This is a genomic window from Natronoflexus pectinivorans (assembly GCF_004345615.1).
Lineage (GTDB): Bacteria > Bacteroidota > Bacteroidia > Bacteroidales > Marinilabiliaceae > Natronoflexus > Natronoflexus pectinivorans.
Map to the genome: position 1 here is coordinate 537,187 of NZ_SLWK01000001.1, position 14,085 is coordinate 551,271.

Here is a 14,085-nt window from a genome sequence, read left to right on the forward strand (position 1 = left end):
TCTCTGAACCACTTTTCGAATCAATTTCTTCTTGACATAAAAATCATAATGTAATAGGCCAATGTAGCCAAAGCAGATAATGCCGCAACCACGTAAGTGTAAGCTGCCCAGCTTAGTGCATCTTTGGCTTCTACATGGCTTCTGCCAGATGTTATCCCGCTTGTGGTAAGCCATTTCAGTGCCCGGTGGCTTGCATTGATTTCAACAGGCAAGGTAATAAAAGCGAAAGCTGTAAACACCGAGTAACAAGCAATAATAATGATTAGTGCCAAATCAAAAGATATGACTGTTGGCAGTAAAAAAGCACCAACAAACATTGAAATAAAAATAATGTTGAGCAATCTGGCACTTACATTTTGTAACGGAACCAATGCCGACCTGAGCTGTAAAGGTGCATAAGCTCTGGCATGTTGAACTGCATGTCCACACTCGTGAGCAGCAACGGCGGCTGCGGCGACATTACGACCATGATAAACTTCCTGACTTAAGTTGACGGTTCTGTTGGCAGGATTATAATGATCAGATAATTGCCCTCCTACCGACAAAACTTTTACATTCGAAATGCCATTGTCGTAAAGCATTTTTTCAGCAATCTCTTTTCCTGACATCCCACCTGATATGGGTGTCTGGGAGTATCTCTTAAATTTGCTTTTTAGGGTTGAACTGACAATCCAGCTTGCCAGCATAAAAACAATGAAAATTATCAGCAATGGTGATGAAAACATATCTCCTCCTTTTTTAAAATTATCCGTCAATGGATTGCAAAAAGTTTGCCACAATACCATGTCGGAAAAACTGTCATACTGAAACGGTAAATTATATGGCTGGTTTGATTCTTAATCTCTGGCCGGGTCTGATTCGTCCGGCATCGGTAATATTATTAAGTCTCATAATATCTTCATTGGAAACACCGGGATATTGCCTTGCAATTGTCCAGAGGTTGTCCCCCGATCGCACTGTGTACCATACATAGTTGCCATCGTCACCGACAGATGCAGTGGCCGGAGCCGGCGTGGCTGCTGCTGCCTGAACCGGTTGTCCCATATGTCGTGCAGCGACTGCACGAAAATGATCCGCTCTACTTGCCGGAACATAAATGGTCAGTCTCTGACCAACCCTGATTATGTTACGGTTAATATTATTCCAATATCTTAAATCTGACGCTCTTACATTAAACCATTCAGCAATCAGACCAACCACGTCGCCTGATTTTACAGTATATTCAATGGGTACTGTTCCGGCAGGTGCAACCACGGCATGTGTTGTACTTGATGGAGAAATTACAAGTTGGTTGTTGGGAAAAAATTCGTCTCTTCGATGAGCGTATATGGTGTCTTCAATGGATGCAAACATGGTGGTTTGGTCAAAAGCGAGTCGTAACGGATACAAAGCGTTTTGAGCCGGGATAACATCCCGGCGATATTGCGGGTTTAGCTCCCTGATGAACTCTATTGGAATGTTTGTCATCTCTGAAATTTGCTCAAAATGCAATGGTTGACTGATCATAACCGTATCGGTTGCAACAGGAAAATTAACCGGACGGGCATGTAAATTATGCTCTTCAGCGTATTTGAAAGCATATGTTGCAGCTATAAAAGCCGGGACATAGCCCCTGGTTTCACGGGGCAGTCGATAATAGATGGCCCAGAAATCGCGCTGACCGCCTGATCGACGAATGGCCCGGTTTACATTTCCCGGACCGCAATTATATGCTGCTAATACAAGATGCCAGTCTCCGTATATCTCGTATAAATCTGACAGAAAATCTGCTGCAGCTTCGGAAGCCTTAACCGGATCACGACGTTCATCGATATAAGAATTTACATTTAGTCCATAATGTCGCCCGGTATGATACATGAATTGCCATATTCCGGATGCTCCAGCGCGTGACAATGCTCTTGGATTTAATGCCGACTCAACCACAGGAAGATATTTCAATTCAAGAGGAAGATTACGGGCATCAAGGGCTGCTTCAAAGATTGGGAAATAGTGCTCCGATAGTCCCAGCATGTTTTCCATCTGGGTTCTTCTTCTTTGTGTATATAGTTGAATGTAGGCCTTTACCTGACTGTTAAAGGGATAATAAATGGGAGAATTAATATCGGCCAGTCGATGAATATATACTGAATCGGGAATTTCATCAACCAGCATTTCTCTTGACTTAATGATAGTATCCAGCACCATATCAAGGGAAGTTGCAGATCGTACGTGCCAAAGATTAACCATGCTGTCAAGCGATGTAACAAAAGCCTCTCTCTCTGCGTCGGTTGTCTTTACATTGCTGGAAGAGGTGCTTGCATATAGCCCAGTTGTCATTCCTAAAGTAAAGAGCGTAATTAAAATATTTATCTTCATAAAGCTTCTTGTTTGTGGTTCATAAAAATTATTGCAATTTACTACAGAAAACGATATTGCGCCAGATTTGTTATACTGATTTGTTTTTTTAAAATCTGATTTGAAGTTGTAACGCGGGAATGGCATTTGACTCAGGATATGGTTGAAGCAGAACCGGTTCAAGACTAAATGACAAGTCATCACTGATATCAAAATCGTAAAAATGAGCATCAACAGCCGCATCTATGATGTTGGCCAGATAAATTGCAGCAAGACCAATATAACTCAAATCCCGGTCTCTTTTATATCTGCGGCGTTTGTTTTGTAAAGCTCTCTGAAACCATTCAGAATATCGCCCATGAACATCATCAATGGTAAGTGTAGGCGGAATGAATCTTTCATAGCTGGTATTCCCCGGATCCCGAATCAAAAAATCACGATACGCTGATCGGTACCTGTTGTAATAAGTCGTGTTAAAAGAGATTCCATAAACAACGCCTCCAATTCCTGCATATAGCAGGGGAACCTTCCAGTACATTTCATTATATACCTGGCCTAATCCGGGTAAAACCGCAGAATAAAGTGTGGCCTTATGAGGTGAATGATGATATTGCTCAGGGTAGAAGTCATAAAGATAGACTTCGTTTGAAACGTAGTTCGTTGTATCAGCCGCCTGTCCCTCAACCAAAACCGGCATCATTAGAATAATGATGACCGACAATACGAGTCTTTTATAAAATATGCTCACGTGGCGAATAAAATTACTTTTATCACTCCTTCGTTTTGTCCAGAATTGAAATAATCTTTTCCAGTTCCTCATCAGAACGAAAGGGAATAACAATTTTTCCGTTTCCTTTGTCGTTTCTGGAAAACTGGATATTTGTTTTAAAAAAATTGGACAGTTGTTGTTTCAACTCGTTATACTCGGTAGCTGGCTGGGAAACATTTTTTTCAACCGGCCTGGCTTCGATGTCACCTGCTGCAACTTTTCTAACCAGCTCTTCAACTTTACGAACCGAGTAATCATTATGGATGGTCTCATTAAAAATTCGAATCTGGGTTTTCGGATTTTCAACGTTAATGATTGCTCTGGCATGTCCCATTGAAATTTGTCGCTCACGCAAACCCAACTGGATTTCAGCCGGAAGTTTTAGTAAACGCAAATAGTTGGCAATGGTTGATCTTTTCTTGCCCACCTTATCTGAAAGACTTTCCTGGGTAAGTTTGCACTCATCCATAAGGCGCTGATAACTGATGGCAACTTCAATCGGATCCAGATCTTCACGTTGGATGTTTTCAACCAGCGCCAGTTCCAGCATGGTGTCGTCTTCGGCATCGCGAACGTATGCGGGGACTCTGTTTAAGCCAGCTAGTTTGGCTGCTCTGAAACGACGTTCACCCGCGATGATCTGATAGCTGTCATCGCTTATTTTTCTTAACGTAAGCGGCTGAACAATGCCAACACCTTTGATGGATAAGGCCAATTCATTCAGTCGTTCCTCGTCAAAATGTGAACGCGGCTGCCATGGGTTGGCTTCAATTTTTGAAATTTCAATTTCCATAATTGAAGCAGCCGGGCGGCTTTTGCGTACATCTTCGGTATTGTCAATTAAAGCTCCTAATCCTCTCCCTAAAGCGCTTTTTTTTGCCATCTTTTATGATAAAGTGATATTTAAATGATTTTATCTTTATTGTCCATGCGTGTCATATTGTTTTTTTGTAACAATTCACGCGCCAGATTTAAATAGTTGGTAGCCCCTTTTGATGCGGCGTCGTACATAACAACTGCTTTTCCGTAGCTGGGTGCTTCACTCAGTTTAATGTTACGGGTAATGAGGGTTTCAAACACCATCTCCTGAAAGTGGGTTTGAACCTCTTCAACCACCTGATTTGATAACCGCAGTCGGGAATCATACATGGTTAAAAGGAAACCTTCAATTTCGAGATCAGGGTTTAATCTGTTTTGAATGATTTTAATGGTATTCAGAAGTTTTCCAAGTCCTTCAAGAGCAAAGTATTCGCACTGAACAGGAATAATTACAGAATCGGATGCTGTTAAGGCGTTTACAGTAATTAATCCCAACGATGGCGAACAGTCGATTAATATAAAATCATAATCATTGCGAACCTTCTCCAACACTTCTTTTAATACATACTCTCTTTTGGGCATGTTGAGCATTTCTATCTCAGCTCCAACCAGATCAATATGTGATGGAAGCACATACAAATGCTCAATTTCTGCTTTCAATATGGCCTTTTGAGTATCAACCTTGTCAACAATACATTCATAGATGCTGTTCTCAATGTTGTTTAGATCAAAGCCTAAACCAGAAGTTGCATTGGCCTGAGGATCCGCATCAACAACTAACACGTTGTATTCGAGTACTGCCAGACTGGCAGCCAGGTTAATTGCAGTTGTGGTTTTACCAACACCTCCCTTTTGATTCGCGAGAGCTATAATTTTTGCCATAAAACAGATGTTTAAATTTGGTACGTCAAAGTAATAAAAAGTTATTTTTTGACGAAAGCCAAAGTTAATCTTTTATTGGTAAATAAATAGAAAATACGGATATAAAATTATGCTTGGTGTTGACTTGTTGGGAGTTAAGCGTGTTCTGCGTGTGTCAAATATTTCATATATGCCACAAGTGTGAGATTTTCTCTTAGTTAGAAGCCTCTTTTGATTTTTAATAAACAATTTATCGGGGTCAATTGATTTTTTTTAGCCCATTCCCTTAAGTTTTTGTATTTCCCGATGATGCTGTACAACAAGATCTTCCTGTTTCTTTCGGGCTTTCTGACGATATTCTTCGAAATCGTCCTTCAAATGATTCAGCTCGTCCTTGGTTTTGCTGATCGTCTCAAGATTTTTTTTGTATAATAGGAATATAAACCCGGCTAATAGTAATATTCCTGTCATCGTAAATATTACCAAACTCAGAAAGAATCTCTTGTGCATGGATATTCCAACCAGGCTGAATGCATCACGGGCTCTTTCAGCCTGAGCCAATTTTTCACGAGTATCGTTCAATTCTTTGCTTAGCTGTTCTATCTCCGATTTTTGACCGGATATGGTCGAATTCAGTGTCCTGATGCGGTTATTTTTATAATTCAGCGTATCGAGAGTATTGGTGTTAAGCTGGTTAAGCCATCTTTCGGGCACCATTCTGTATTGCTCCCATCGAGACGACTGATTGATTACAAATTCCAACTGTTCCTGGATGGATGACTCGGTTATATATGGTCTGTTAGGGTTTGCGGAAACAATGCCGATGCTTAGGATAAAAGCCACAAACGGAAGAATAATGTGCCAAATACTTTTCATATTCTTTGTTGTTTTGTCAGATTTCGATTCTGTAAAGATAATTGGAATATACTGCAAACGCTAGGCGTGATTGTTTATTGCATGTTTTTTTTTTTGTTTTTCCGGTTTTTTTCTTGATTTGAAAACCAGTTGATGGAATCGTTGATGGCCATTTCAATTGGGCGCACTTTTAATCCCAGATTTTTTTCAGCTTTATCGTTGCTGTAATAATTTTCAATGCTTAAAATTTTGGCATTAACCAGATTTAAATCTGCTACAACTCCGCACTTTTGAAGAAGCAAACCAGCATAGCCTGCCGCTTTAAGTAGTGACGAGGGAATTTTAACCAGAATAGATTTTTGGCCTGTGATGTTTTTGAGTTTTTGAAAAAACTCAAAATAACTCAGATTTTCTCCGGCAAGAAGATAATTCTCCCGTGGTTTACCACCAGTCATCGCTTTAATTACTCCTTCAGCGGCATCTTCCACATGTATAAAATTTTTGCCCCCCGGGGGGTAAAAAATTATTTTTTTTCTCAGTGCCATTAAAATAATTCTACCGCTGGATGGCTTTCCGTCATAGGCGCCCAACATAAAAGTTGGGTTAACTATTACAATATCAATCCCACCTGAATATTTTTGGATTTGTTTTTCAGACTCGGCCTTGCTTTTCGCATAATTGGATTGGGTGAATGGATGTTGTAGCGGTCTGTTTTCGTTTCCCGGGCTTGTTTTGGTTCCATAACCAAAAACATTTGCAGTGCTTACGTATATGAATTTTTTAACCTGATGGAGGATTGATGCTTTTACAAGATTTTCAGTGGCCTTTACATTTATCTCATAATATGGTTGGAACGATGGCATTCCCTGAGAAGTTAATGCTGCTGCATGAATAACTGCATCACATTGGGGAAGAATTCTATTTAATGTAGAAGTATTTGTAAACTCACCCTCCACGAGGGTGAGTTTTTCATCAGTCATTCCAACATAGCTTTCCGCTCTGCGAAGCAGCCCGATTACAGAATATCCTTTTTCAATTAAAAGCTTAATGATGTTTGTGGCCAACAATCCATTGGCTCCTGTTACCAGTATGTTTTGCATCACTTAATCGGTTTTTTAGTCGCAACAATTTCCCGTTTTACCGCCCTGGTCAGCAGCGGAAGCTTTATGTTTCGTGGAGTTAATACCAAAAGCAACCAGTTAATTCTGTTTGACCAACCAAGTAAGATCAATGGCTTTTTTTTCAATAAATTGTAAATAGTTTTTTTTGCCACCATTTCCGGCGACATCAGCCCTAAGCGGCCTATCCATCCCTGGTTTTCGATTCTTTGCGTTACGCTTTGATTTGTTTTCATGGGGCCCGGGTGCACCACACTTGCAAAAACATTGCTGTTTTTTAATTCCTGATTTAGTCCGAGAGTAAATGACTGAACAAACTTTTTTGATGCCGGATAAACTGTTTTATAACCAATTGGGCTAAATGATGCCATGCTGGATACATTTAATATGTATCCGTGTCTCTGTTTCAGAAGGTTCGGCAGCAGTTGGTGGGTAATCAGCGCCAATGCTGTAATATTTAGCTGAATGATGTTGTCTATGTAATCAACGTCTGAATCGACAAAGGATCTGGTACCTCCCAATCCGGCATTATTTACCAGAATTGATAGCTCAAAATGATCATTTACCCATTTTGTTAATTCCAGAATGTTCTGTTTATTGGTTAAATCGGTTTCATAAATAACCGATTTTCTGCCGTTAATACGGCACATATCAGCCACGTGATCAATATTTTCTCCGGGAAGTGCAACCAAAATTGTATGGTACTTTCGCTCAGCTAATTCAATTGCAAAGTATTTCCCTAATCCTTGACTGGCTCCAGTAATTAAAGCGTATGTATCTGTTGTTTTCTCAGTCATCATTTGTCTTTTTTTCCTGGATTTCGGATCAACTAATCCGTTGCAAGTTTTATGTTGTGTCATCTGGCATGGATGACAGTAAATGTAAAATTGCAAAAAATGAATGTGCTTTTCAAAGTTAAACACACAAATCTGCAATATTTGCACATTAAGAAAAGTATCCATGGAAAATAGACGTTAAGAAATTATTGCTAATTAATTACTTGGTTTAAAAAAAAACGTATTTTTGTGGCCGAAAATTAGATTGTATAACGTTAAGCCGTTTTAAATTAGTGCTGTAAATAATATTAGAATGAATTATACATTGTTCGATTTTCTAACGCTGGTAGGCTCTCTGGGGATGTTCCTCTACGGAATGAAAATGATGAGTGAATCACTTCAGAGAGTGGCCGGTTCAAAAATGAGAAGCATCCTGTCAGCTATGACCTCCAATCGTTTTTTTGGACTATTGACAGGAATTTTTGTTACTGTGGTAGTACAATCATCAACGGCTACAACGGTTATGCTTGTGGGATTTGTTAACGCCGGATTGATTACTTTAAAAGAGTCCATAGGTGTTATCATGGGTGCCAACATTGGAACTACTTTTACCGGCTGGATGATTTCCGTTTTTGGATTTAAATTTCAAATTAGTGACTATTCATTGCCAATGATTGCCATTGGGATACCTCTGATTTTTTCGAAGGCAATGGTTCGTCGCAGCTGGGGTGAGTTTCTCGTAGGTTTTGCATTGCTGTTTTTGGGTCTCGACTTTATGAAGGACAGCGTTCCTAATATCAGAGAAAATCCTGAAATCATGGCATTTGTAGAAGGATTCTCAGACCTTGGATTTGGCTCTGTTTTAATCTTTCTGCTTATAGGAACGCTTCTTACAGTGGTTATTCAATCTTCATCGGCCACAATGGCTCTCACTTTCGTAATGATCAGTCAGGGATGGATTGAATTTCAATTTGCCGCAGCCATGGTGTTGGGAGAAAATATAGGAACCACCATCACTGCCAATATCGCTGCTAGCGTAGGAAATATCAGCGCTAAACGAGCAGCCAGAGTTCATTTCATCATTAACGTTCTGGGGATTTTTTGGATGTTGTTGGTATTTAACTCTTTTGCTGATGCTATTTTACGTTTTGTAACCAGCCCGGGAGGAATGGGAATGGATAGTGCTGCGGCAGTCCCCACTGCACTTGCTCTATTTCATACGGTATTTAACGTGTTAAATGTTTCCATATTTATCTGGTTCACTCCGTTACTGCAAAAGATTGTTGTTAAGTTGGTTCCTCAAAAAGACAAGGATTCAGAGGAAGAGTTCAGGTTGAAATACATTACTACTGGAATGTTGTCAACTCCTGAATTATCATTGCTTCAGGCGAAAAAAGAGGTGCAGTTTTTTGCAAAGCATTCTACAAAGATGTTTGGTTTCTTCAGAAAGATGTTGAAGGAGCCTACCGATAAGAAATATAACAAACTGCTTACCAAAGTTCAGAAATACGAAGGGATTTGTGATAATGTAGAGGTAGAAATAACCAACTACCTGAGCCAGATATCACAATATAAAATGAGTGTTAATGGTCAGCAGCGGATGCGTTCAATGCTAAAATTGGTTGGTGACCTTGAAAGTATTGGCGATTGCAATTTCAACCTTGCTCGTTCGGTAAACCGCATGAGGGAAAAGAAAATTACCTTTAACGAGGAGGCGATGCAAAAACTTGAGTTGATGTTTAATCTGGTTGAAGAGTCGCTTGAAATTATGCGGGAGAATTTGGATAAGGATGAGAGCAATATTAATCTGGGCAAGGCTATGCAAGTTGAAGAGCAGATCAATAATTACCGCAATCAACTTAAAGCTGAGCACCTCGATAACCTCTCAAAGGAAGTATACTCTTATGAAGCAGGGATATTATTCAATGATATTTTCTCTGAATGTGAAAAACTTGGAGATTATGCCATTAATGTTTCTGAAGCGTTGACTGAATCAGCAGCTAAAAGAGCAAAGAAATAAGAAATCAAAGTTTGATAGAATAAATAAAGGGAGCTTTCACAAGCTCCCTTTATTATTTTAATGTTTTAGTAAGATGAGAGTGCATTTCTGAGCTTTTCAAATCGCCCCTCATAGTCTTTCATTGATAACTTTATTACCTCCTTTGCTTCTTCAGCATTGTACGTATGCGTTATTTCAGATTCACGGTTCATCCCGGGCATATCTTTGTAGGTGAGGAAATAGTGTTTTAGTCTTTCTACTACCAAATCCGGTAAGTCAGAGACATCTCTTATGTCGCCGTATACTACATCGCCTTTTAAAACCGAAATAATCTTATCATCAGCGGCATCGTTATCAATCATCCTGAAACCCCCTATTGGAATGGCTTCAGCGAGAATATCGCCGTGCATCACATCTTTTTCGGTCAGTACGCAAATGTCAAGTGGATCGCCATCACCCTTTACATTTTTGCGGCCTGATTTTTCCGCACTGAAATCACCTACCAATCTTCCACAATATGTCTGCGGGATAAATCCATACAAAGATGGAACCACGTTTGAATATTTTTGTGGTCTGTCGATACGCAAGTACCCACTTGCCTTATCTATTTCGTACTTAATGGTATCTGTGGGTACCACTTCAATGAAACAGATGACTTCATCGGGAGCTTTTTCTCCGATATCTATTCCATGCCAGGGGTGTGATTTATATCTAAGTCCCATCAATCGTCCAATTGGTTCCATTAAAATATTTGTCGACATATCGAGTTCTGTTGTTTGTTTTTTTCGTTTTTTAGTCATTGTATCAGCAAATAAAATGCTTTTTGATTAATAAATCTCTAATAATTTGTTACAAATGCTTAACCTGCCCATCCTTCTCTGTCCAGACTGCGGTATTGAACGGCCTCGGCAACATGATGAGATTTGATGCTTTCTGAAGCTTCTAAATCAGCGATGGTTCTGGAAACCTTTAGAATTCTGTCGTATGCACGAGCCGACAGATCCAGTTTTTCCATGGCATTTTTTAATATCATACTTCCTGATTCATCTAAAACAGCATATTGTGCCAAAAGTTTACTGGTCATTTGTGCGTTACAATGTATTTTTGGATGTTTCTTATAACGCATAGTTTGAATTTCCCTGGCCTTGATTACTCTCTCCCTGACTTCGTGACTTTTTTCTGAAGTTGGCGCTTCGGCCAACTTGTTAAATGGCACCGGTACAACTTCTATGTGTATGTCAATCCGATCAAGTAAAGGGCCTGAAATTCTGCTGAGGTACTTTTGAACCACACCGGGTGAACAAACGCATCTTTTTTCAGGGTGATTGTAAAATCCACACGGGCAAGGGTTCATACTGGCAACAAGAGTGAAACTTGCCGGATATTCAAGGGCAAATTTGGCTCTGGATATGCTGATTAATCTATCTTCAAGTGGTTGACGTAATACCTCCAATACGGTACGTTTGAATTCCGGAAGTTCATCTAAAAAAAGGATGCCGTTATGAGCCAAAGAAATCTCTCCGGGTTGCGGGTAGGTTCCGCCGCCAACCAAGGCTACATCAGAAATCGTATGATGGGGGCTTCTGAACGGCCGCTGCGTAAGCAGAGCCGTGTTTCCCCCAAGTTTTCCTGCCACTGAATGAATTTTAGTGGTTTCAAGCGCTTCAGAAAGTTGCATGGGCGGTAAAATGGATGACAATCGCTTGGCCAGCATTGATTTACCAGCACCGGGCGGGCCGATCATTATGAGATTGTGCGAACCAGCAGCAGCAATCTCCAGCGATCGTTTCACACTTTCCTGACCTTTTACATCTGAAAAATCAATTTCGCAACCATGTAATCCTTCCATAAATTCCTGATGGGTATCCACAATCGTCTTTTCCAGAGATGGTTTACCGTTTAAAAAGTCAATGACCTGCTGCATGTTTTCAGCTCCATACACCTCCAGTTCTTCAACAACAGCAGCCTCCCTAGCATTGGCTTTAGGTATGATGAGGCCTTTAAAACCCTCCTTTTGTGCACGAACAGCAATGGGAAGTGCTCCTTTTATGGGATTTAAACTGCCATCTAACGACAGTTCCCCCATCATCATATAGTCACCAATTAGGCTGTCAGATATTTGTTGGTCACCTGCCAGAATGCCTATGGCCAATGGAAGGTCGTAAGCAGATCCTTCCTTTCTGGTGTCGGCCGGAGCCATATTAATAACAATCCGCTTTCCGGGCCACTCATAATTATAAATTCGGAATACCGATTCAATTCGTTGCTGACTCTCCTTTACAGCGTTGTCGGGCAATCCAACCATGAAAAATCGGATTCCCCGGGATATGTCAACCTCTATTGTGATGGGAATGGCGTCAATGCCTGTAACTGCAGCGCCATGGGTTTTTACTAGCATTGGGTAAAATGATTAAGAGACCGGATTTGGGTCTTTGGTTAAATTTGATCCAATTTATGAAAATATTTTGTTTGATACTTTATGAGGAGGGAATTTTATAGGAAAAATAAAACAAAAGAGGTTGAACCCTGTAAAGTTCAACCTCTCTTGTGTTATTCAAAGCTGTTGCTGTTAGTTACTCAACCATCTGGTTTCGAACAACATATACTTTATCGGTAATTTGTCTCAACTGACGTTGCGTTATGGCTCCATCTTCAATGGAGTTATAAACTCTTTGGATTGGTTTTAGTTGCTGCATTACTTCGTCAATAGCAGGATTGTCTTTTACAACTTCCATCAGGGACAAAAGCTTATTAAGAGATGATTTCTGATTCATGACAATGGCCACCATCTCTTTGTTTTGATAAGTATCCTCAGAAATATGGGTGGCGATATAAAGAGCCTCTACCCAACTTCCCGCCAAAACAAGCATAGAAACCGAACCGCGTCCTGCTCTATTTAGGTATTCGTATGTGTTGTAAAAAGTATTGGTAATCAGTTCAACAAGTTTCTCCTTGTCGTCCTGGTTGGCTTCTATCTGATCTATGATGTCCGGGCTTACTGCACCTGAGATATTCAAAGCATCAATTAGGCGCTTGCTTACATTCATATAATCAATGGTAGCCTGTCTCTGGTTGTAAGTACTTGCATAACTCAAATCTGTGCTATATATCCCCAGGTTGATGGCTTTTGATTTTTCTGTCAGGTAACGCTCAACATTGGATACAGGGTTACTGAGGGTCAGAATATATGAAGCCCCTATCCTGTTAAGCATTTCTGTCGTTTCAAAGCTTGTTGGCAGCGGATAAACAAATTCCCGCACATCTTGTTCTACCCTGGCTTTATCTAAGGTTTCGGTTTGATTGCCGTCATCTCCTGAAGAAGTTCTTCCTGTGCGGCAAGCACTTATTATGAAAGAGAACAGAATAATGAGACTGACTAATGTGGTGTGGTTTAAGAGTCGTTTCATAATTGATGGTTGTTTTAGTTTGTACAAATATAACTGATTATAATTTATTTTGTACGGCCTTATTGTATTTTTGCATCCAGCTAAAAAATAAATTTTAATGAAGGATTCCACTAAAGGAATATTGTTGGCCTGTTTATCGGCATTGATGTGGGGATTACTCGCCATAGCATTAAAAATAGCACTGAATTACACAGATTCATACACGATAGTTTGGTGGCGATTTGCTGCAAGTTTTTTTATTCTAACATTTTTCTATCTTTTCAGGAGTCCACGCTCTCTGCGCGTTTTAAAAAATCCTCCAAAGATTTTGTTGTTGGGAGGTGTGTTACTAGGCATTAATTTCTACGGGTTCCAACAAGGAATTGAACATGCAGGCCCTGCTGTTTCACAGGTTATAATTCAGGCCGGCCCTGTAAATCTAGCTTTGATCGGGTTCATAATCTTTAAAGAGAAAATAAATTTTGTACGAATCACAGGATTCCTTTTGGCGGCTACCGGCTTCTATTTCTTTTATCACCAGCAAATGCAGGTAATGCCAGATGGAGGAGGTACTCTCAGAATAGGAGCTTTATGGACATTTGCCGGAGCTTTGGCATGGACAGGCTATGCTATCATTAATAAGATTATGGTTAAAAGAATGGCTCCCATGCAGATCAATCTGATCATTTATGGAATTCCTGCTTTGCTTTTTATTCCATTTGCTGATTTTCAGACACTCTTCGTTCTGAAATCTCCTATAGTTTGGTTGTTGTTTCTTTTTCTCGCTTTAAACACCATTCTGGCATATGGCGGCTTATCCATAGCACTTAAATACACTGAGGCCAACCGCATAAGTATGATCGTGACTCTGAATCCCATCATTACCTTTATCATCTTAGAAATTCTTTTATTGATGAATGTACATTGGTTTGAATCGCCTCCAATGGCACCAATGGCATACATTGGGGCATTAATGGTACTTGGTGGAGTTGCTCTTGCGGTAGGTGCTCGAAAAGTGCAGTGGAAATGGAAAAGGACACGAGGAAAGAATGACTAGATCAGACATCAGGATTGAGGTTGCACTGATTTTTGCAGACAGGGAAGGGTGGAACTTAGAGACTGTTTAAAATTCATTACTGTCCGGTAAATTTTCAGACAAGATGCTATA

At 40.1% G+C, this 14,085-nt stretch carries 13 protein-coding genes; 2 read left to right on the forward strand and 11 right to left on the reverse strand.

Annotation, left to right across the window (positions count from 1 at the left end; all coding sequences use genetic code 11):
- Positions 1–20: 20 nt before the first annotated feature.
- The 8 genes from EV194_RS01930 to EV194_RS01965 form a co-directional block, all read right to left on the reverse strand.
- Complete coding sequence (locus tag EV194_RS01930) at positions 21–725, reverse strand: zinc metallopeptidase (RefSeq protein WP_132431528.1); 705 nt, start codon at positions 723–725, stop codon at positions 21–23.
- A 91-nt stretch (positions 726–816) separates the two neighbouring features.
- Positions 817–2,355: a lytic transglycosylase domain-containing protein gene (locus EV194_RS01935; protein ID WP_132431530.1), complete on the reverse strand. Its 1,539-nt coding sequence runs from the start codon at positions 2,353–2,355 to the stop codon at positions 817–819.
- An 88-nt stretch (positions 2,356–2,443) separates the two neighbouring features.
- On the reverse strand, positions 2,444–3,082 hold the full coding sequence (locus EV194_RS01940) for a DUF5683 domain-containing protein (RefSeq protein WP_132431532.1): 639 nt from the start codon (positions 3,080–3,082) through the stop codon (positions 2,444–2,446).
- Between the two features lie 22 nt (positions 3,083–3,104).
- The gene (locus tag EV194_RS01945) at positions 3,105–3,986 is read right to left on the reverse strand and encodes a ParB/RepB/Spo0J family partition protein (protein WP_132431534.1); all 882 of its coding nucleotides are present in this window, start codon (positions 3,984–3,986) and stop codon (positions 3,105–3,107) included.
- A gap of 20 nt (positions 3,987–4,006) precedes the next feature.
- Positions 4,007–4,804 carry a ParA family protein gene (locus EV194_RS01950; RefSeq protein ID WP_132431536.1) on the reverse strand — a complete coding sequence of 266 codons (798 nt, stop codon included), beginning with the start codon at positions 4,802–4,804 and terminating at the stop codon, positions 4,007–4,009.
- Between the two features lie 252 nt (positions 4,805–5,056).
- Complete coding sequence (locus tag EV194_RS01955) at positions 5,057–5,659, reverse strand: hypothetical protein (RefSeq protein WP_132431538.1); 603 nt, start codon at positions 5,657–5,659, stop codon at positions 5,057–5,059.
- Positions 5,660–5,733: 74 nt separating this feature from the next.
- A complete protein-coding gene (locus EV194_RS01960; RefSeq protein ID WP_132431540.1) occupies positions 5,734–6,738 on the reverse strand; it encodes an NAD-dependent epimerase/dehydratase family protein in 1,005 nt (334 codons plus the stop codon).
- Complete coding sequence (locus EV194_RS01965; protein ID WP_132431542.1) at positions 6,738–7,553, reverse strand: SDR family NAD(P)-dependent oxidoreductase; 816 nt, start codon at positions 7,551–7,553, stop codon at positions 6,738–6,740. The genes EV194_RS01960 and EV194_RS01965 overlap by 1 nt, the downstream gene beginning before the upstream one ends.
- Positions 7,554–7,845: 292 nt before the next feature.
- On the opposite strand from EV194_RS01965, the gene EV194_RS01970 reads away from it, so the two are divergent.
- On the forward strand, positions 7,846–9,552 hold the full coding sequence (locus tag EV194_RS01970) for a Na/Pi cotransporter family protein (RefSeq protein WP_132431544.1): 1,707 nt from the start codon (positions 7,846–7,848) through the stop codon (positions 9,550–9,552).
- A 65-nt stretch (positions 9,553–9,617) separates the two neighbouring features.
- Here the strand turns inward: EV194_RS01970 and EV194_RS01975 are convergent, their stop codons facing one another.
- The 3 genes from EV194_RS01975 to EV194_RS01985 all read right to left on the reverse strand — a co-directional run bounded on the left by EV194_RS01975 (position 9,618) and on the right by EV194_RS01985 (position 12,938).
- Complete coding sequence (locus EV194_RS01975; RefSeq protein WP_132431546.1) at positions 9,618–10,292, reverse strand: inorganic pyrophosphatase; 675 nt, start codon at positions 10,290–10,292, stop codon at positions 9,618–9,620.
- A gap of 98 nt (positions 10,293–10,390) precedes the next feature.
- Positions 10,391–11,929 (reverse strand): YifB family Mg chelatase-like AAA ATPase, encoded by a 1,539-nt coding sequence (locus EV194_RS01980; protein WP_132431548.1) that lies wholly within the window; start codon positions 11,927–11,929, stop codon positions 10,391–10,393.
- 175 nt (positions 11,930–12,104) lie between these two features.
- Complete coding sequence (locus tag EV194_RS01985) at positions 12,105–12,938, reverse strand: hypothetical protein (RefSeq protein WP_132431550.1); 834 nt, start codon at positions 12,936–12,938, stop codon at positions 12,105–12,107.
- Positions 12,939–13,035: 97 nt separating this feature from the next.
- Between EV194_RS01985 and EV194_RS01990 the strand changes: the two genes are divergently transcribed.
- Entirely contained in the window at positions 13,036–13,974 is a 939-nt protein-coding gene (locus EV194_RS01990; protein ID WP_132431552.1) for a DMT family transporter, read from the forward strand.
- Positions 13,975–14,085 lie beyond the last annotated feature (111 nt).

Bases quoted from the DNA above. Each gene is read 5' to 3' on its own strand.
- EV194_RS01930 (WP_132431528.1), bottom strand. From the start codon at position 725: ATGTTTTCATCACCATTGCTGATAATTTTCATTGTTTTTATGCTGGCA.
- EV194_RS01935 (WP_132431530.1), bottom strand. From the start codon at position 2,355: ATGAAGATAAATATTTTAATTACGCTCTTTACTTTAGGAATGACAACT.
- EV194_RS01945 (WP_132431534.1), bottom strand. From the start codon at position 3,986: ATGGCAAAAAAAAGCGCTTTAGGGAGAGGATTAGGAGCTTTAATTGAC.
- EV194_RS01950 (WP_132431536.1), bottom strand. From the start codon at position 4,804: ATGGCAAAAATTATAGCTCTCGCGAATCAAAAGGGAGGTGTTGGTAAA.
- EV194_RS01955 (WP_132431538.1), bottom strand. From the start codon at position 5,659: ATGAAAAGTATTTGGCACATTATTCTTCCGTTTGTGGCTTTTATCCTA.
- EV194_RS01960 (WP_132431540.1), bottom strand. From the start codon at position 6,738: ATGCAAAACATACTGGTAACAGGAGCCAATGGATTGTTGGCCACAAAC.
- EV194_RS01965 (WP_132431542.1), bottom strand. From the start codon at position 7,553: ATGACTGAGAAAACAACAGATACATACGCTTTAATTACTGGAGCCAGT.
- EV194_RS01970 (WP_132431544.1), top strand. From the start codon at position 7,846: ATGAATTATACATTGTTCGATTTTCTAACGCTGGTAGGCTCTCTGGGG.
- EV194_RS01975 (WP_132431546.1), bottom strand. From the start codon at position 10,292: ATGTCGACAAATATTTTAATGGAACCAATTGGACGATTGATGGGACTT.
- EV194_RS01980 (WP_132431548.1), bottom strand. From the start codon at position 11,929: ATGCTAGTAAAAACCCATGGCGCTGCAGTTACAGGCATTGACGCCATT.
- EV194_RS01985 (WP_132431550.1), bottom strand. From the start codon at position 12,938: ATGAAACGACTCTTAAACCACACCACATTAGTCAGTCTCATTATTCTG.
- EV194_RS01990 (WP_132431552.1), top strand. From the start codon at position 13,036: ATGAAGGATTCCACTAAAGGAATATTGTTGGCCTGTTTATCGGCATTG.